The organism is Lentzea sp. CA-135723, assembly GCF_050936595.1.
Taxonomy (GTDB): domain Bacteria; phylum Actinomycetota; class Actinomycetes; order Mycobacteriales; family Pseudonocardiaceae; genus Lentzea.
Window position 1 is genome coordinate 250,958 of sequence record NZ_JBNJMK010000002.1, and the last position, 18,083, is coordinate 269,040.

Below are 18,083 nucleotides of genomic sequence, written 5' to 3' on the forward strand. Positions count from 1 at the left end.
TGCGGCGAGACGCACACCTTCAGGTTGCATACAGGTCTCACTCATAGGGTAAGTAAGGATCAAGCTCCGAGCCCGCAGTACTCCGAACGCATCAACGAACAGGTCCCCGCCTCTCGTGATTCCAGCGCAACGACAGAAGCCCCAGAAGGCCCGCAGGGTCAGCTGGGACGTCCTCCGCGTCGTCGCCATCGGATGCGTGTTGCTCCACCACGCCACGCTCACGAGCGTCAGCAGCCACCCCGATCTCGGGCCGCTGCCGTTCGAGTTCCCGATGTCGATGGGCGCCAGCACGCTGATGGTCGTCTCGGCTTTCTTCGCCTGTGCGTCGCTCAACAGCGGCAAGCCAGGGCAGTTCCTGTGGAGAAGACTCGCCAGACTGCTGCCCGCGTACATGGCGGCGGTGCTGCTCACCTACGCGGTGCAGAGATGGATCGCGCCGGAGGGGTGGAGCCAGCTCGACGGCAGGGACGTCGTCTACAACCTGCTGCTGATCAACCAGTGGATGCCGGACGTCAACATCGTCGACTTCGCCTACTGGACGGTGCCGGTGCAGATCGCGGCGTTCATCGCGGGAGCGGTGCTGGTGAAGTTCCTAAGAGGAACGAAGCTCCGTGTCTTCCTGTGGGCGCTCATCATCACGCCGCTGCTCCTCAGGCCGTTGCTGGACCACTCACACACGTTGTTCGTCGTCTACAACGGGTTCGCGCTGCACAGGGCGCAGTTGTTCGCCGCCGGCATCGCCATCTGGCTGTGGCACAAGGATCGGCTCAAGACCCCGCACCTGGCCGCACTCCTCGTGGCTACCCTGATCGCGCAGGCGATTCACACGACCGAGTACGGATCGACGCTCGGCTTCGCCGTACTGCTACTGATGGTGTGCGCCGCGGCCGCCGGACCCGACTGGGTGTTCTTCAGCCCGATCGCGAAGCCGATCACGTGGCTCGCGGGCATCTCGTACGGCGTCTACCTCGTGCACCAGCAGATCGGCACCGTGGTGATGGACCGCATGCACGCCTTTGGGCTGCGGTCCTGGTGGCTCCTCGCGGGCTTCCTCACCTCGGCGTTCGTGCTCGGCTGGGCGATGACGAAGTTCGTCGAGAAGCCCGCCTACAAGCTGCTCACTCAGATCCAGTCGGGCAGGTCCGGCAGTTCACCGCGCAGGCCCGCACCGTCGGAACGGCCGGTCAGCCACGCCAGCACGGCGCTCGCGGACCCGCTCACCGAGCTGCGGCTCGCCGGACCGTTCACGGTCCACCTGCGCTGAGCACCGCCGGGCAGGGTCACCTCGATCTCGAACGGGTCGACCCTGCCCTCGAACTGCCGCACGGCGTCGTCGAGGAACTCCTCCACGAACGCCGCTGGCAGGTCGTCGAACCCGACGCCCGCGTCCAGGTCGATGAGGTGGATCCAGATCTCCCGCAGCCGGAACAACGGCACGGTGGACGCCGGGATCGTCTGGCCCTTGGGCGCGGTGACCTCCGAACGCCACGCGTGCGCCGGGAACTCCCGGCACGCGGCCTCGAACCGCAGGCACGCGGAGTCGAGGTCGGCCTTGATCACCTGCAGCAGCCGGTGCGCGCCCTCCTCGATGTCCGCGTCGCGGTCCGCCCGCGAGGCGTACGCCTGGTGCTCGACCCCGGTGCGCGCCCAGGTGAGCAGGTTCACCAGCGCGTCCGCGTTGCGCGCCAGGTGTGTGATGACGTGTCCGCGGGTCCATCCGGGGAGCAGCGACGGCCCGCGCACGGCGGCCTCGTCCAGCTCCTCGACGACCTCGTAGAGCACGTCTGTCGCCTCGCGCACCGCGGTGATGTGCCGGTCGGGCACACCGCGCGGGGCGGGTACGGACGTCTGCTCGGTGGACGGCGTGTAGGTCATGTGCTGCCTCTCCCCGACGTTGAGGCTTCTGATCGAAGTGCTCAGCCTATGGGTAATCCCAGCTCAGGGGAATGCGATAGCCGCTCGAACCGTTTTTGTCAGGGGTGCGCCCTAGCATGGTCGGCGGGTCGGTCGCAGCCTCCAATCCGATGCTAGTACTCTTCGAACGCTTGTTCGGAAGAGTGTGGCGTGAGTGACCCGCCAATCGCAGCCGAAGGGACCCCAGTGGCAGACCGTCTTGTTGTTCGCGGCGCCCGCGAGCACAACCTGCGCGGCGTCGATCTCGACCTGCCGAGGGACAGCCTGATCGTCTTCACGGGGCTGTCCGGCTCCGGCAAGTCGAGCCTGGCTTTCGACACCATCTTCGCCGAGGGCCAGCGGCGCTACGTCGAGTCGCTCTCCGCGTACGCGCGCCAGTTCCTCGGGCAGATGGACAAGCCCGACGTCGACTTCATCGAAGGCCTCTCACCCGCTGTCTCGATCGACCAGAAGTCGACGAGCCGCAACCCCCGTTCGACCGTCGGCACGATCACCGAGGTCTACGACTACCTGCGCCTGCTCTACGCCCGCGCCGGCAAGCCGCACTGCCCGCAGTGCGGCGAGGCGATCGGCAAGCAGACGCCGCAGGAGATCGTCGACCAGGTGCTCGCGATGGAGCAGGGCACCAAGTTCCAGGTGCTCGCGCCCGTCATCCGCGGCCGCAAGGGCGAGTACGTCGACCTGTTCCAGAACCTGCAGACGCAGGGCTACTCGCGCGCGAAGGTCGACGGTGTCGTCTACACGCTCGCCGAGGTGCCCAAGCTCAAGAAGCAGGAGAAGCACCACATCGCGGTCGTCATCGACCGCCTGAGCGTCAAGGCCGCGCAGAAGCAGCGCCTCACCGACTCGGTCGAGACGGCGCTGCGGCTCGCGGACGGCCTGGTCGAGCTCGAGTTCGTCGACCTCCCGGAGACGGACCCGAAGCGCGTCAGGGGCTTCTCCGAGAACCTCGCGTGCCCCAACGGCCACCCGCTCGCGATCGAGGACCTGGAGCCGCGGTCGTTCTCCTTCAACTCGCCCTACGGCGCGTGCGTGGTCTGCACGGGCATCGGCGTCAAGAAGGAGGTCGACCCGGAGCTCGTGGTCCCGGACGACGAGCTGAGCCTCGAAGAGGGCGCCATCGCGCCGTGGGCCGGCGGGCAGACCGCTGAGTACTTCATCCGCCTGCTGCAGTCGCTCGGCGAGACCATCGGCTACCGCATGGACACGCAGTGGCGGCACCTGCCGGCCAAGGCGCAGAAGGCGATCCTGCACGGCATCGACGAGCAGGTGCACGTCCGCTACAAGAACCGCTACGGCCGTGAGCGCTCGTACTACGCCAACTACGAGGGCGTCATCCCGTTCCTCGAACGGCGCCAGGAGCAGACCGAGTCCGAGTACATGCGGGAGAAGTACGAGGGCTACATGCGCGAGGTCCCGTGCCCCGCGTGCTCCGGCACCCGCCTGAAGCCCGAGATCCTCGCCGTCACGCTGCACCACGGCAAGAAGGGCGACCGCTCCATCGCCGAGGTCTGCGCGATGAGCGTCTCGGAGTGCTCGGACTTCCTCGACGGCCTCAAGCTCGGCAAGCGCGAGTCGATGATCGCGGGCGCCGTGCTCAAGGAGATCCAGGCCCGCCTGCACTTCCTGCTCGACGTCGGCCTCGACTACCTGTCGCTCGACCGGGCGTCCGGCACGCTCTCCGGCGGCGAGGCGCAGCGCATCCGGCTCGCCACCCAGATCGGCTCCGGCCTGGTCGGCGTGCTGTACGTGCTGGACGAACCGTCGATCGGCCTGCACCAGCGCGACAACCACCGCCTGATCGAGACGCTGACGAGGCTGCGCGACCTCGGCAACACGCTGATCGTCGTCGAGCACGACGAGGACACCATCCGCACGTCGGACTGGGTGGTCGACATCGGCCCCGGCGCCGGTGAGCACGGCGGCAAGGTCGTGCACAGCGGCCCGTACAAGAAGCTGCTGAGCAACAAGGAGTCGATCACCGGCGCGTACCTGTCGGGCCGCAAGTCGATCCCGATGCCGGCGAAGCGCCGCAAGGTCGACAAGAAGCGCCAGCTCACCGTCGTCGGCGCGCGCGAGCACAACCTGCGCGGCATCGACGTGTCGTTCCCGCTCGGCACCCTCACCTCGGTCACGGGCGTGTCCGGCTCCGGCAAGTCGACGCTGGTCAACGACATCCTCGCCACGGTGCTCGCGAACAAGCTCAACGGCGCGCGCCAGGTGCCGGGCCGCCACACCCGCATCAACGGCCTGAACGAGGTCGACAAGCTGGTGCGGGTCGACCAGTCGCCGATCGGCCGCACCCCGCGGTCCAACCCGGCCACCTACACCGGCGTGTTCGACCACGTCCGCAAGCTGTTCGCGGCGACCACCGAGGCGAAGGTCCGCGGCTACCAGCCGGGCCGCTTCTCGTTCAACGTCAAGGGCGGCCGCTGCGAGGCGTGCGCGGGCGACGGCACCATCAAGATCGAGATGAACTTCCTCCCGGACGTGTATGTGCCCTGCGAGGTCTGCAAGGGCGCGCGGTACAACCGCGAGACGCTGGAAGTGCACTACAAGGGCAAGACGATCTCCGAGATCCTCGACATGCCGATCGAGGAGGCGGCCACGTTCTTCGAGCCGATCAACGCCATCTACCGCCACCTGAAGACGCTGGTCGAGGTCGGTCTGGGCTACGTGCGGCTCGGCCAGCCGGCGCCGACGCTCTCCGGTGGTGAGGCGCAGCGCGTGAAGCTCGCGTCCGAGCTGCAGAAGCGCTCGACGGGCAAGACGGTCTACATCCTCGACGAGCCCACCACGGGCCTGCACTTCGAGGACATCCGCAAGCTGCTGGGCGTCATCAACGGCCTGGTGGACAAGGGGAACACCGTCATCGTCATCGAGCACAACCTCGACGTCATCAAGACGTCCGACTGGATCGTCGACATGGGTCCCGAAGGGGGCTCCGGCGGCGGTATGGTCGTAGCAGAGGGCACGCCCGAGCAGGTCTCGCAGGTCGAGAAGAGCTACACGGGGCAGTTCTTGCTGCAGGTGCTCGAAAACGAGGAGGTGTCGGCAGCAGGGTGATGATTCCACTCGATGCGCTGGCCCACCGCGAGCGCGCCCTTCAGGCGTCGCGCGGCGAGCCCGTGGTGTACCCCTTCAGCCTCGTAGAGGCCCTCGACTCGACGGAGCAGGCACTCCGGCGCGTCGCGTCCGTCAGCTGGGTGCGGACCCTGGAACGGCTTCCTCATCTACTCGACAAGTGAACCTGTGTGGCCTAGTGGGGCACTTGAGCCCCGCTAGAGCCATATGACACGCCGTGAGGAATTCCCGGTCTGTTGTGACTTTTCTCCAGGACCTGTCACTCCGACGAGGGATGTTGGATGATGGCGGCCGTGTCACTCAACCGCTATCGCTTCCGCAGCGTGTGGCACGTCGACGCGCCTCCCGACCTGGTGTACGAGGTCCTGTCGGACATCGCGAACTACCCCCTGTGGTGGCGTGAGATCCGCAAGGCCACCAAGTTCGACGAGGAGTCCGGCGAGCTCCGCTGCCGGTCGTTCCTGCCGTTCGACCTGGTCGTGCAGGTCAAGCACAGCATCCGCAGCCAGCAGGCGGGCCTGCTGCGCGCCACGCTGTCCGGCGATCTCGAAGGCTATGCGAGCTGGGAGATCACCGGCCGTGACGGCGGCACCGACCTCATGTTCGAGCAGGAGGTCGTGGTCAACAAGGCGTTGCTGCGCCGCCTGGTGCTGATCGCCAAGCCGTTCTTCCGCGGCAACCACGACATGATGATGCGCGGCGGCTTCAAGGGCCTGAAGCAGGTCCTCGAAGCCAAGGCCGCGTCCCGCCGCGAGTCCTGACCCGTCAGCGGCCCGACAGGTGCCGCACCAGAATCCCGAGCTGTTCCGCGTACTTCGCGGCGAACTCGGGCGTCGCGGGGTCCTGGCCGGTGATCTGGCCGGCGCTCTGCCGCAACGTCAACGGCGCTGACGCCGCCGCCATCAGGGCCAACAGCAGGAACGCGGGCTCCATCCCGGCGGGCAGTTCGCCTGCCTCCTGCCGCTTGCGCATCTCCTCCACCTGGCCCTGGAAGAACGCCTCGTCGGTCGGCGGGCTGTCGCCGGCCAGGTTGGCCCACGCCCACATGCGGCCGTGGTCGGTGAGCGTCGTCATGACGAACCCGGAGACGACCTCGTCCAGCGACTGGCTGCGGCTCGCCAGTTCCTCCGCCGAGCCGTGCCAGCTCGTGGCGAGCTCCTTGTACAGGCCTTCCTTGCCGCCGAAGTAGTACGAGATCAGCTGCTTGTTCACGCCTGCCCGCGCCGCGATGTCCGTGGTGCGCGTGGCGGCGTAGCCCTTCGCGCCGAACTCCGCCGCGGCCGCTTCGAGGAGCAGGGCCCGCGTGCGTTCCGGGTCGCGCTTGCGTTCCGAGGCGCTGGGGGAGCGGCGTTGATCCACGTCGTCACGGTAGCCGACGGCTTTATCAACCATTGGGTTGACTTAATCAACCGTGCGGTTGAAACTTGGGCTCATGCGAATCGCGGTGATCGGTGGGGGAATCGGCGGGCTGTGTCTGGCGCACGGGTTGCGCAAGGCCGGCGTGGACGTGGCGGTGTACGAGCGTGATCTGTCGCGCACGGACCGCCTGCAGGGGTATCGGGTGCACATCAACCCCGACGGTGCCGCTGCGTTGAGGGAGTGCCTGCCGGCGGCGAGCTGGGAGCGGTTCGAGCGGAGCGCGGGGTCGGGCGGCAACGGGTTCGGGTTCCTGGACCAGCGGCTGCGGCCGTTGCTCGTGCTCGACCCGGAGGAGGAGAAGCACTACTCGGCCAGCCGGATCACGTTGCGGCAGGTGCTGCTCGACGGCCTGGACGTGCGGTTCGGCAGACGTTTTGAGCGTTACGAGCAGGGTGACGACATCAAGCTGCACTTCGAGGACGGCGGCATCGAGTCGTGTGACCTGCTGGTCGGCGCGGACGGCATCAGGTCGCGTGTGCGGCAGCAGTACCTCCCGCACGCCGGGACGGAGAAGATCGGCGTCACGGCGATCGCGGGCAAGCTGTTCCTCGACGACCACGACTGGGTGCCGCGCGACCTCGTGGACCGCGCCAACACGATCATCCCGACCACCAGGGCCGGCATGTTCCTCGCCGCGCACGACGGGCTGGGCGTCACGGACGAGGACGACCTGTTGTTCGACAACGTGCGTCCCTACCTGATGTGGGCCTACGCGGCGGCCGACCTGACCGTCCACGATGGACAGGATCTGAAGGCCGAGGTGCTGCGCCGGATCGCGAGGTGGAGCCCGTACCTGACCAGGATCGTCGAGGCGTCGCCGCGGGAGACCGTCAGCGAGTGGCGCCTGCGGTCGTCGAAGCCCATCGGCCGTTGGCAGCCCACGAACGTCACGGTGCTCGGCGACGCCATCCACGCGATGACACCCATGCGGGGCATCGGGGCCAACATCGCGCTGAAGGACGCACGCCTCCTGGCGCGCTGCATCGCCGAGGGCGGTGACGCGATCGCCCGCTACGAGAAGGAGATGTACGACTACGGCTTCGCGGCCGTGCGCGACTCGTTGAAGGCGGCACGCCAGTTCGCGGACGGTGGACCGGTCGCGCGGACGATCTTCAAGACCGTGCTCAGGACCGCGAGCGCCGTGCCCGCGCTCAAGCGCGCGATGTTCTGAGAAAAAAGTTTGAACCGTTCTGGCTCCCGCTGCGTGTGAGTGGCGTTGGAGGGCACGAGCCAGGAGGTTCAAGATGATCCGCAAGACCGTTGCGGTCGTCGCGCTGGGGTTGATCGCACTGACCGCCTGCGCGGCCACGCCGGAGACGAAGCCGGTGGCACAGCAACAGCAGCAGGGGGCGGTGGCGCTCAAGACCGCCGGCATCCAGGACCTCGGCGACATCATCACCGACGACCAGGGCTTCACCCTCTACCGGTTCGACGGCGACAAGCCCAACGAGTCCACTTGCGACGGTGAGTGCGCCGCGACCTGGCCTCCCGCCACGGTTTCCGGCGAGGACTTCGGCCTCGAAGGCGTCGACCGGAACCTCGTCGGCACCATCGTCCGCAAGGACGGCAGCCGCCAGCTCACCGTCGGCGGCATGCCGCAGTACCGGTTCGCCAAGGACACCAAGCCGGGCGAGACCAAGGGCCAGGGCCTGCAGGGCAAGTGGTTCGCGACGGCCAAGGACGGCGCGCGCACCCAGCTCACGGCACGGACCGGTGTCGTCACCGGGCTCGGCGCGGTGCTGACCAACAACGCGGGCCTCACGCTCTACCGGTTCGACGGCGACACGGCCCAGCCTCCGGCGTCCACTTGCGACGGTGGCTGCGCGGAGACCTGGCCGCCGGTGATCGTCGACGGCGACACGCCCCGTGTGAAGGGCATCGACGCGAAGCTGCTCGGCACCATCACCCGCGCCGACGGCAAAAAGCAGCTGACGGTCGCGAACTGGCCGCAGTACACGTTCAAGAACGACACCAAGCCCGGTGAGGCCAAGGGCGTCACGGTCGCGAAGTGGTTCGCCACGGCCACCGACGGCAAGAAGGCCCAGCAGAACGAGGCGATCGCGCTCACCAGCGCGGCCGTCGGCAACCTGGGCGTCGTCGCCACCGACAAGGACGGCATGACGCTCTACCGGTTCGACGACGACTCCGCCGAACCGCCGACGAGCAACTGCTCCGGCGGGTGTGCGGCACAGTGGCCGCCCGCTTTCGTCGACGAGGGCTTCCAGGTGCAGGGCGTGGACGCCTCGCTCGTGGGGACGATCGAGCGGGACGGGAAGAAGCAGCTCACCATCGCGGGGTGGCCGCAGTACCTGTTCGCAGGGGACAAGGTCTGCGGTGAAGCCAACGGGCAGGGCGTTGGCGGAAAGTGGTGGGCCACCAAGGCCGACGGATCGCGCGCCGGCCGGTAAGAGGGGAGGGAGAAGCCCCGGCGGTCTCGTTCCGCCGGGGCTTTTCTCCGGGGGAGGCCCCGGCGGTCTCGACGCCGCCGGGGCCGTTCCTACTTGAGACGCACCAGGACCGCCTGCTCCGGCTCCAGCACCGGCAGCTGGATCCCCACCTCCGACAGCACGGAACCGGGCAGCTCCAACGGTTCCCAGCCGGCGGGCTGCCGCTGGCACAACACGGGATACCCGGCCGGGGCGTCGAACGTGACCCGGTACGTGCGCCGGGGGTCCAGTCCCGGCAACCGGACGCGGCGCGGCTTGTTCTGCACCGTCGTCGTCAGCTGCGCGTAGCCGAACAACGCCTCGGACCCGTCCTGCGCGACGACGCCGTGCACCCACGCCGAGGGGTCCGGGTGATCGCTTCGCACGACGACACCGCTGTGCAGCAACGACCGCACGTCCTTGTAGTACTCGATCGCGGACTGGAGCCCGGCGCGTTCCTCGTCGGTCGCCGAGTTGATGTCCCACTCGATGCCGAAGTGCCCGAACATCGCCGTGGCCACCCGGAACGACAGGTCGTGCACACGGCCCGTGGTGTGCGACTTCGTCGGTCCGACGTGCGCGCCCATCAGCTCCAACGGCAAGAAGACGCCCGTCCACCGTTGGATCAGCTGACGTTCCAACGCGTCGTTGCAGTCCGACGTCCACACGCGGTCCGTGCGCGCAAGCACACCGAGGTCAATTCGCCCGCCACCGGACGAACAGCTCTCGATCTCCACGTTCGGGTGCCGCAACCGCAGTTCGTCCAGCAACCGGTAGAACGCGGCCGTCTGCTCGTGCACGCGCGACCCGATCAGGTCGCGGTTGTGGTCCCACTTCACGAACGCGATGTCGTTGTCCGCCAGCACCGACGACACCCGTTCGAGGATGTACGCGTACGCCTCGGGATGCGCGATGTTGAGCACCTGCTGGTTGCGCGACGACGGCGGCAGCACCCCGGCGCGCGGCCCGAGCACCCAGTCCGGGTGCGCGCGGTAGAGGTCCGAGTCGGTGTTGACCATCTCGGGCTCGAACCACAGCCCGAACTCCATGCCGAGCGCCCGCACGTGTTTGATCAACGGCGACAGCCCTTCGGGCCACACCGTCTCGTCGATGAACCAGTCGCCGAGCCCGGCGGAGTCGTCCCGGCGGTGCCGGAACCAGCCGTCGTCCAGCACGAACCGCTCCACCCCGATGGCGGCGGCCGTGTCCGCCAACGACGTCAGCCGCGCGAGGTCGTGGTCGAAGTACACGGCCTCCCACGTGTTCAGCACGACCGGCCGCGGCCGCAGCGACCGCTCCCGCAACTGCCGGTGGAACGCGGCGCTGATGCCGTCGATGCCCTGGGACGAGTAGGCGGCGTAGACCCACGGCGACTCGTACTCCTGGCCGGGAGCCAGCGTGATCTCGCCCGGCAGCAACAGCTCGCCACCACCTAGCACGGGCGAGCCGTCGACCAGGTTCTCCGCGTACGTCACGTGGTTGCCGCTCCACGCCACGTGCACCGCCCACACCTCGCCGTCGCGGAACGAGAACCCCGGCGTGCCCGCCAGCAACCCGATCGTCGCGTCGTGCCCGGTGCGCCCGCGGCGGTTCTCCCGCACCCACGACCCGTGCAGGAACGCCTGCCGCTGCGGCGACCGCTCCCGGCTCCACCGCCCGGTGAAGTCGAGCAGTTCGGCGGCGTGCGCCGGAACGGGCAACGCGGTCTCGAGGCCCTCCACCGAATACGGCGTCGAGCCGTCGTTGCGCACGACGTGCCGGACCCTCAGCATCCCGGACGGCAACAGCTCCAGAATGCCGGTCACGGTCAGCTCGGCGGCCTCGTCGGCGGCGGTGTACCGGAAGATCGAACCCTCGTGGCCGTACGAGGTCACGGCTAGCGAGGGCGCGAAGTGCTCGCCGCCGCGGTGGCCGCGCAGCCCGGGGCGGCCGAGGTACCCGGCACCGGCGTCGGGCAGCAGGGCGAGCGGAATCGGCTCGTCGGGCGCGTTGTTGGGGTTGGTCCACGACACGGCACCGATCAGGCCGCGCAACGCTGCCTGGTCGACGTCTCCGAGCGTGCGCCCCCAGTGCGTCACGACCGGCAGGCTCGCGCCCTGGACCGAGATGACGACGCTGGAGGTGTCGTCGTGCAGGTGCACGACCTCCGTGTTGCTCATGCGGGCCCCGTCCACATCAAACACAAATGAACATTGCGCCGATCCTCAGATGTGGGCGGGGTGTTGTCAAGCGTTGGGGATTGTTGAGTTACGTTCGGTTTGGCTGGCGGTTGCGGGCCTGGTCGCGGGCCTCTCGGCCGGGAGTTCGTACGGGCTTGGCAAGGTCACGGACTTCGGCCGGGGCCGGTTCAGGCTCGGCCGGGTCGAGATCCTCGACTGGAGCCGGTTCGGGCTCGGCCGGGTCGAGAACCTCGACTGGAGCCCGTTCGGGCTTGGCTGGGTGGCGAACCTCGGCCGGGGGCGGTTCGGGCTTGGCTGGGTCGCGGACCTCGGGCCGGAGCCGGTTCGGGCTTGGCCAGGTCGCGGACTTTGGCCAGCGCCGGGTGGGGCTTGGCCGGCCGGTCCAGGTTTGGCGGCTCGGGTTTGGCGGCTCGCTAGCTGCAGCCCGGCGCTGGTTTGACGGCTCGCCGGCTGCAGCCCGGCGCCCGCGTCGCGACGGCCTGGGCACGTCCTCTGCGGAGCCGGTGAGCTTGGCGCGGCAGTGCGTCGCGCCGTCGCGGGCCGGGTCCGGCGTGGCCGAGAACGTGCCGAAGCTGTGCCGTTCGGGACCGTGCCGAGGCTGTGCTGTTCGAGCGTGCCGAGGCCGTGCCGTTCGCGGCTGCCGACTGTTCGGCCCGGACAGCTGGGAGTGGGCGTGCCGACGACGTTCTGGCTCGCTGGCACGGCTGCTCCCCGCGCGATTCCATATGACGCAACGCGCGACCGCCGGTTTTGGTTCCCGCGTTGTCCACAGGCTACCCGAAACCGGATATTGCCAGGTCAGCGCAGTGCAAGCCTGTGGATAACTCGCGATCAAGAACCTACCGTCAGCGACTGCCCAGCCACTGCGTCAGTCGCGCCGTCCGCTACCGCGCTTGCCGTGCGGTCGCCGTGGTGGCGGCGAGGAACATCTCGCCGCCACCACGAGTGAAGCGGTTCGAACGCGGTCAGACGACCAGGCTGAGCAGCGCGGCCACCGCGAAACCGACCACCGAGAGGATCGTTTCGAGGACCGTCCACGACTGCAGTGTCTCCTTCACCGACAGCCCGAAGTACCGCGACACGATCCAGAACCCGCCGTCGTTCACGTGCGAGGCGATGATCGAGCCGGACGCGATGGCCATGACGACCAGCGCTAGTTGCGGTTGTGAGTAGTTCAGGTCTGCCAGCACCGGGGCGACGATGCCCGCGGTCGTCACGATCGCGACCGTTGCCGAGCCCTGCGCGATGCGGATCACGCAGCTGATCACGTACGCCAGTGCGATGACCGGCAGGCCGATGCCCGACAGTTCGTTCGCCAGCGTCTTGCCGATGCCCGTTGCGGCCAGGACGGCGCCGAAGAAGCCGCCGGCGCCGACGACGAGCAGGATCATCGCTACCGGCTTCAGGGACGCGCTGGACAGTTCCGCGACCTTCTCGCGGGTCATGCCCCGGCGGAAGCCCAGCAGCCAGAACGCCAGGAGGACCGAGATCGTCAAGGCGACTGCGGGGGTGCCGAAGAACGTTGCCACCGAGTACAGGCGGGAGCCCTTGGTCAGCAGGATCGAGCCGAACGTGCCGGCGAGGATCAGCACCAGTGGCAGGCCGATGATCGCCAGCACCAGGCCCAGCGACGGCGGGTCGCGGTCGTCGCCGCCGTTCTCCGCCCGCGCCACCTCGGCCGCCGCCAGCATCTCCTCCGGGACGGGCACGTTGATGCGCTTGCCGATCCAGTACGAGTACAGGACGCCGCCGACGAACCACGACGGGAGCGCCACCGCGAGGCCCATGATGATGATCCAGCCGAGGGACACACCCAGCAGACCGGCCGCCGCCACTGGTCCTGGGTGCGGTGGCATGAACGCGTGCATGACCGAGAGTCCTGCCAGCAACGGCATGGCGAACAGCACGATCGACTTGCCGGAGCGCTTCGCCGCCACGTAGACCAGTGGCGCGAGCACGAAGATGCCGATGTCGAAGAAGACCGGCACGCCGAAGATCAGGCCGGCCAGGCCGATCGCGACCGGCGCCTTCTTCTCGCCGAACGCGGTCATCAGCTTGTCCATCAGGACCTGCGCACCGCCGGACGCCTCGAGGATCGCGCCGAGCAGGGTGCCGAGGCCGATGATCGCGGCGATGTGGCCGAGGATCGAGCCGAAGCCCTTCTCCAGCAACGAGTCCGACGCCTTCTGCGCCGAGCCGACCAGCGCCTCCACCGGCACGCCTGCCAACAACGCCACCAGCAGCGCGACGACGATCAACGCGATGAACGGCTCGACCTTGAACTTGATGATCAGTAGCAGCAGCACCGCGATGCTGACTACCGCGAGGGTGAGCAAGCCCCCTGTTGAGTGTTGCAACCAGTCGATCACGGGCGGCTCCTGAGTGAATGGCCTGGCAATGAGCCGGTGGCGGTTCCGTCGTCGATCACCGTCACCCCGTTGCAGAAGACGTGCGGGATGCCGGCGGCCTGCTGTCGCGGCTCGTCGAACGTCGCCGTGTCGGCGATCGTCGCGGGGTCGAACAGCACCAGGTCGGCCGCGTAGCCCTCGCGGACCAGACCCCGGTCGGTGAGCCGCAAACGCTTGGCCGCGCGGCCGGTGAGGTGCTCGACGCACTCCTCCAGGCTCAGCACGCCCAGTTCACGGACGTAGCGCGCGAAGTAGCGGGGGAACGTGCCCCACGCGCGCGGGTGCGGCCGGTCGCCCACGAGCAGGCCGTCGCTGCCGCCCGTGTGCGCCGGATGCTTCATGATCGCCTGCACGTTCTCCTCGTGGCCCACGTGCATGAGGCAGGACGTACCCATTCGCTCGTCGACCAACACGTCGAAGTACAGGTCGGCCGGCGCACGTCCCAGCCGGGCCGCGGACCGCGACACGCTGCCGCCGACGAGGTGCGCGTTGCGGTCGTTGCGGACGCCGTTGATCTCGATGGAGTCCCAGTCGACCGGCACGCCGTGGCAGCCGTCCGACCCGGTTTCCTCGATCTCCGCGCGGATCCGCTCGCGGGTGTCCACATCGGACAACCTCGCCAGCGCCCTGTCCGGACCGCCTTCCGTGGCCCACGAAGGCAGGAGCGCGGAGAGGTACGTCGCGCCCGGCAGGTACGGGTAGGTGTCGAGCGAGATGTCGGCGCCGCCCGCGATCGCGTCGTCCAGCAACGCCAGCAGGTCGGGCGCGCGCCCCTTGTTCACCGGGAAGTTCATCGTCGCGTGCGCGAGGTGCAACGCGCAGCCCGACCGCTTCGAGACGTCCACCATCTCGGCGTACGCCTCCAGCGCGCCCGCGCCGTAGCTGCGGTGGTGCGGGCTGTAGAAGCCGTTGTGCTGCCCGACGACCTCGCACAGCTGCACGAGCTCGGACGTGTCCGCGTACATCCCCGGGGTGTAGGTGAGCCCGGACGACATGCCCGCCGCGCCTTCCGCAAGCGATTGCGCCAGCACGGTCTTCATCGTGTCCATTTCGGACTCGGTCGGCGTGCGGTCGTCCCAGCCGACGACGAGCATCCGCAACGTCCCCTGCGGCACCAGGTACGCGGCGTTCACCGCGATGCCCCGGTCGAGCCGGTCGAGGTACTCGCCGACCGAACGCCAGTTCCAGTCGAAGCCCGGCGGGTCGTCGTTCCAGCCCGCGAGCTGGCCGCGCAACGTCGCGAGCACCTCGTCGTTCACCGGCGCGTACGACAGGCCGTCCTGGCCGAGCACCTCGGTCGTGACGCCCTGCGAGACCTTCGCCAGGTGGTCCGGCTCGGCGAGGACGCGCAGGTCCGAGTGCGAGTGCATGTCGATGAACCCCGGCGCGAGCACCAGCCCGTCCGCGTCGATCGACCTGGTGGCGCTCAGTCCCTCACCGATCGACGTGATGACGCCGTCCTTGATCGACACATCCGCGCGATAGGCGGGTGCGCCCGTGCCGTCGGCGATCAGCGGTCCGCGCAGGACGACGTCGTCCATCGGTGCACTCCCTCTAGAAGTAGGTGCGGATCAGGTCGACCACGGTCGTGCCCTGGACGACCGGGATGAGCTGCCACTTGTCGAACACCGTGCAGGGGTGGGACAGGCCGAGCCCGACCCAGTCGCCCACCCGGACCGTGGACTCCGGCCCCAGCTCGAGGAACGCGTGCTGGTCGTTCAGGGCAGTCACCCGTGCTTGGCTCAGCGGGGCGATCGCGCCGTCGCGGCGGCGGACGAGCTGCGGTTCCGGCAGTCCCTCGTCGAACGACGCGTCGCGCTTGCCGATCGTCAGCAACGCCAGGTCGCGCTGCGGCCGTGACGTCACCTGGGCCCACGCCCGGAGCGCCGATTGGAACGGCTCCACGCCGTCGATCCGGGAGAACGGCGAGATGCCGCGGTAGAAGCCGTCGTCGTGCGTGATGTACGCACCGCTGCGCAGCACCGGCGTGACGGCCATGGGCCACGGCTGGGACAGCGTCGCCGCCACCTGGTCGAAGTACGCGCTGCCGCCCGCCGTGACGATCACCGAGTCGAGCTCGTCGAACAGCCCGGCGTCGGCGAGGCGCAACGTGAGCGTGCGCAGGTCGGTCAGGTAGCGGTCCACGACGGCCTGTGACGACTCCGACGCGTCGTGCGCCAGCGCGCCCTCGTAGCCGCCGGCGCCGACGAGGCGCAGCACCGGGCTCTGGTCCACGGCCCGCGCCACGGCCAGCGCCGTGTCCAGGTCGCGCGCGCCGGTCCGTCCACCGGGGGCGCCGAGCTCGACGATCACGTCGACCGGCCGGGACGGTTGGAGCTCCTGCAAGGTCTCGCTCAGCAGGGCGACGCCGGTCTCGGAGTCGGCCCAGCAGCTGAACTCGAAGCCGGGGTCGGCGTCGAGCTCGCCGACCAGCCAGCGCAGCGCGGCGGGGTCGAGCAGCTGGTTCGCCAGCAGGATCCGCGAGACGCCGAACGCGCGGTAGACGCGCAGCTGCGAGGCGTTGGCCGCGGTGATGCCCCAGACGCCGTGCTCGACCTGCCGCTGGAAGAGCTGCGGCGCCATCGTCGTCTTGCCGTGCGGGGCCAGCTTGACGCCGTGGTTGTCGCACCACTTCGCCATCGTCGTCAGGTTGTGCGTCAACGCGTCGGCGTCCAGCACGACGAGCGGCCCGACGAACTCGTCGGCGAACAGGTCGAGGCGCCGGTCAGCGACCTCGCCGAGGCTCGCCCCGAACGTGCTCGACGGCAGTCCCTTGAAGCGCCAGCTGACCGTTTCCGCCCTGATGTCCGCGACGGCCGAGAGGTCCATCTCCATCAGTTGTTGCATATTTTGCAACTCCCATTGCGCGATGTGATGCTGAGTTGTGTAGCATTCGGACTCGCCGCCGTCAACGAACACCTCTGGAGCACGCATGCGGTTCGAACACGTCGGCGGTGTCGTGTGCCTCGGCGAGACCATGGTGATGATGGTTCCGGCTGAACCCGGACCCGTGCATCTGGTGCGCACGTGGCACCGGGCCGTCGGTGGCGCCGAGTCCAACGTCGCCGTGCACCTCACGCGCCTCGGTGTGCGGGCGTCGTGGGTGAGCGCGCTCGGCGACGACTCGTTCGGCAGGGCCGTGCTCGACACCGTGGGCGGCTTCGGCGTCGACGTGTCCGGTGTGCGGATCGACGCGACGCGCCCCACCGGCCTCTACGTCAAGGAGGCCTCGCCGCACGGCAGCCCGGTGCGCTACTACCGGCGCGGGTCGGCGGCGTCCGGCATGGGCATGGAGATGATCGACCGGCTCGGGCTCGGGCAGGTGCAGCTGGTGCACCTCAGCGGGATCACGCCCGCGCTGTCCGACTCGTGCCTCGCGATGACGCGCGAGCTGCTGCGGCGGCCGCGGCACGGGTTCCGCATCTCGTTCGACCTGAACTGGCGGCCCGCGCTGTGGACTGACCGCGACCCGCGCGTGCTGCGCGAACTGGCGGACATGGCCGACGTCGTGCTGGCCGGCGCCGACGAGGCCGAGCTGGTGTGGGGGACCGGTGACCCCGCGCGGCTGCGGAAGCTGCTGCCCGGCCCGGTGTCGCTCGTGGTGAAGCAGGGCGCGGACGGCGCGACGCTGCTGGAGGGCGGGTCGTCGTTCTTCGAACCGGCGCTCGAGGTCGAGGTCGTCGAACCTGTCGGCGCCGGCGACGCGTTCGCCGCCGGGTTCCTCGCGGCCACCCTGGCGGACCAGAGCCCGTCGGTGCGGCTGCGCGCCGGGCACCTGCAGGCGGCGTCCGCTTTGCTCACCGCGGAGGACGTCGGAGATCCTCTCCCCGACGACGTGACGGTTCCGCTGCTGCACGCCGACCCGCGGACCTGGGCGGCAGCCCGCCTGGAGGTGTAGATGAGCCAGAGCCTCGACAGAGCGCTCACCCTGGTGAGCCAGCTCGCGAGCGGCCCGAAGACGCTGGACGAGCTGTCCGGCGTGATCGGCGTGCACAAGTCGACGACGCTGCGGCTGCTGCGGACGTTGGAGTCGCACCGGTTCGTGCAACGCGACGGCGTGCACCACTACCGACTCGGCACGGCGTTGTTCGACCTCGCCAACCTGGCGCTGGAGGAACGCGACGTGCGCCGCGCATCCGAAGCCGCCCTGCGCGACCTCAACTCGCGGCTGGGCCACACCGTCCACCTCGCGTCCTACGAGGACGGTGAGGTCATCTACATCGACAAGTACGAGTCGCGGCACCAGATGCGGATGTACTCGCGCATCGGCCGCCGCGCGCCGTTGCACTGCACGGCCGTCGCGAAGATCCTGCTCGCCGACCTGCCCGGCCCGGCGTTGCAGAAGGTGCTGGCGGGCATGGAGTTCCCTCGGTTGACGGAGAACACCATCCTCGGTCCCGCCGCCTACCTGGCCGAGCTGGACCGCGTGCGCGCCAACGGGTACGCGGTCGACAACTCCGAGCACGAGGACTTCATCCACTGCATCGCGGCCCCGATCAAGGGCGCGCGCGGCGAGGTGCTCGCGGCCGTCTCGATGTCCGTGCCGAAGGTGCTGCTCGACTTCGACGGCCTGCTGGGACACCTGCCCGACCTGCTCGCCACCGCCGAAGCCGCCTCCGCGGAGTGCGGTTATGTTTCCAGATAAGGGGAGT

The 18,083-nt window shown here is 68.9% G+C and carries 13 protein-coding genes and 1 pseudogene; 8 read left to right on the top strand and 6 right to left on the bottom strand.

Annotated elements, in window-relative coordinates; all coding sequences use genetic code 11:
• Nucleotides 1-115: 115 nt before the first annotated feature.
• Nucleotides 116-1,075 (top strand): annotated as a pseudogene (locus ACQEU1_RS37150) (acyltransferase family protein); the annotation flags it as partial.
• Between the two features lie 47 nt (nucleotides 1,076-1,122).
• Here ACQEU1_RS37150 and ACQEU1_RS37155 read toward each other — a convergent pair.
• Nucleotides 1,123-1,875, bottom strand: coding sequence for a maleylpyruvate isomerase family mycothiol-dependent enzyme (locus ACQEU1_RS37155; RefSeq protein ID WP_433212747.1), 753 nt, complete (start codon nucleotides 1,873-1,875; stop codon nucleotides 1,123-1,125).
• 225 nt (nucleotides 1,876-2,100) lie between these two features.
• On the opposite strand from ACQEU1_RS37155, the gene uvrA reads away from it, so the two are divergent.
• The 3 genes from uvrA (at nucleotide 2,101) to ACQEU1_RS37170 (ending at nucleotide 5,759) form a co-directional block, all read left to right on the top strand.
• The gene (gene uvrA, locus ACQEU1_RS37160; protein ID WP_433212750.1) at nucleotides 2,101-4,980 is read left to right on the top strand and encodes an excinuclease ABC subunit UvrA; all 2,880 of its coding nucleotides are present in this window, start codon (nucleotides 2,101-2,103) and stop codon (nucleotides 4,978-4,980) included.
• Nucleotides 4,980-5,162 carry a hypothetical protein gene (locus tag ACQEU1_RS37165; RefSeq protein ID WP_433212753.1) on the top strand — a complete coding sequence of 61 codons (183 nt, stop codon included), beginning with the start codon at nucleotides 4,980-4,982 and terminating at the stop codon, nucleotides 5,160-5,162. Before uvrA ends, ACQEU1_RS37165 begins: the two co-directional genes overlap by 1 nt.
• A 129-nt stretch (nucleotides 5,163-5,291) precedes the next feature.
• Nucleotides 5,292-5,759, top strand: a complete 468-nt coding sequence (locus ACQEU1_RS37170) for an SRPBCC family protein (RefSeq protein ID WP_433212756.1) — start codon at nucleotides 5,292-5,294, stop codon at nucleotides 5,757-5,759.
• A 4-nt stretch (nucleotides 5,760-5,763) separates the two neighbouring features.
• On the opposite strand, the gene ACQEU1_RS37175 is transcribed toward ACQEU1_RS37170, so the two are convergent.
• Nucleotides 5,764-6,357 (bottom strand): TetR family transcriptional regulator, encoded by a 594-nt coding sequence (locus ACQEU1_RS37175; RefSeq protein ID WP_433212759.1) that lies wholly within the window; start codon nucleotides 6,355-6,357, stop codon nucleotides 5,764-5,766.
• A 73-nt stretch (nucleotides 6,358-6,430) separates the two neighbouring features.
• On the opposite strand from ACQEU1_RS37175, the gene ACQEU1_RS37180 reads away from it, so the two are divergent.
• Nucleotides 6,431-7,588, top strand: a complete 1,158-nt coding sequence (locus ACQEU1_RS37180; RefSeq protein WP_433212762.1) for an FAD-dependent oxidoreductase — start codon at nucleotides 6,431-6,433, stop codon at nucleotides 7,586-7,588.
• 73 nt (nucleotides 7,589-7,661) lie between these two features.
• Nucleotides 7,662-8,825, top strand: a complete 1,164-nt coding sequence (locus tag ACQEU1_RS37185; protein WP_433212765.1) for a hypothetical protein — start codon at nucleotides 7,662-7,664, stop codon at nucleotides 8,823-8,825.
• A gap of 89 nt (nucleotides 8,826-8,914) precedes the next feature.
• Here the strand turns inward: ACQEU1_RS37185 and ACQEU1_RS37190 are convergent, their stop codons facing one another.
• The 4 genes from ACQEU1_RS37190 to ACQEU1_RS37205 form a co-directional block, all read right to left on the bottom strand.
• Nucleotides 8,915-11,002, bottom strand: coding sequence for an alpha-galactosidase (locus ACQEU1_RS37190; protein WP_433212768.1), 2,088 nt, complete (start codon nucleotides 11,000-11,002; stop codon nucleotides 8,915-8,917).
• 986 nt (nucleotides 11,003-11,988) lie between these two features.
• Nucleotides 11,989-13,392 carry a GntP family permease gene (locus tag ACQEU1_RS37195; RefSeq protein WP_433212771.1) on the bottom strand — a complete coding sequence of 468 codons (1,404 nt, stop codon included), beginning with the start codon at nucleotides 13,390-13,392 and terminating at the stop codon, nucleotides 11,989-11,991.
• A complete protein-coding gene (locus tag ACQEU1_RS37200; RefSeq protein WP_433212774.1) occupies nucleotides 13,389-14,972 on the bottom strand; it encodes an N-acyl-D-amino-acid deacylase family protein in 1,584 nt (527 codons plus the stop codon). Before ACQEU1_RS37200 ends, ACQEU1_RS37195 begins: the two co-directional genes overlap by 4 nt.
• Before the next feature lie 13 nt (nucleotides 14,973-14,985).
• Nucleotides 14,986-16,266, bottom strand: a complete 1,281-nt coding sequence (locus ACQEU1_RS37205; protein WP_433212777.1) for an amino acid deaminase — start codon at nucleotides 16,264-16,266, stop codon at nucleotides 14,986-14,988.
• 97 nt (nucleotides 16,267-16,363) lie between these two features.
• Here ACQEU1_RS37205 and ACQEU1_RS37210 point away from each other — a divergent pair, with 97 nt between their 5' ends.
• Both ACQEU1_RS37210 and ACQEU1_RS37215 read left to right on the top strand, forming a co-directional pair.
• Nucleotides 16,364-17,329 (top strand): sugar kinase, encoded by a 966-nt coding sequence (locus ACQEU1_RS37210; RefSeq protein ID WP_433212780.1) that lies wholly within the window; start codon nucleotides 16,364-16,366, stop codon nucleotides 17,327-17,329.
• A complete protein-coding gene (locus ACQEU1_RS37215) occupies nucleotides 17,330-18,076 on the top strand; it encodes an IclR family transcriptional regulator (RefSeq protein WP_433212783.1) in 747 nt (248 codons plus the stop codon).
• The last annotated feature ends 7 nt before the right edge of the window (nucleotides 18,077-18,083 follow it).

What these genes read in the sequence shown, in the direction of transcription:
- ACQEU1_RS37180 (WP_433212762.1), top strand. Translation starts at nt 6,431, where the DNA reads ATGCGAATCGCGGTGATCGGTGGGGGAATCGGCGGGCTGTGTCTGGCG.
- ACQEU1_RS37185 (WP_433212765.1), top strand. Translation starts at nt 7,662, where the DNA reads ATGATCCGCAAGACCGTTGCGGTCGTCGCGCTGGGGTTGATCGCACTG.
- ACQEU1_RS37205 (WP_433212777.1), bottom strand. Translation starts at nt 16,266, where the DNA reads ATGGAGATGGACCTCTCGGCCGTCGCGGACATCAGGGCGGAAACGGTC.
- ACQEU1_RS37190 (WP_433212768.1), bottom strand. Translation starts at nt 11,002, where the DNA reads ATGAGCAACACGGAGGTCGTGCACCTGCACGACGACACCTCCAGCGTC.
- ACQEU1_RS37200 (WP_433212774.1), bottom strand. Translation starts at nt 14,972, where the DNA reads ATGGACGACGTCGTCCTGCGCGGACCGCTGATCGCCGACGGCACGGGC.
- ACQEU1_RS37165 (WP_433212753.1), top strand. Translation starts at nt 4,980, where the DNA reads ATGATTCCACTCGATGCGCTGGCCCACCGCGAGCGCGCCCTTCAGGCG.
- ACQEU1_RS37210 (WP_433212780.1), top strand. Translation starts at nt 16,364, where the DNA reads ATGCGGTTCGAACACGTCGGCGGTGTCGTGTGCCTCGGCGAGACCATG.
- ACQEU1_RS37215 (WP_433212783.1), top strand. Translation starts at nt 17,330, where the DNA reads ATGAGCCAGAGCCTCGACAGAGCGCTCACCCTGGTGAGCCAGCTCGCG.
- ACQEU1_RS37155 (WP_433212747.1), bottom strand. Translation starts at nt 1,875, where the DNA reads ATGACCTACACGCCGTCCACCGAGCAGACGTCCGTACCCGCCCCGCGC.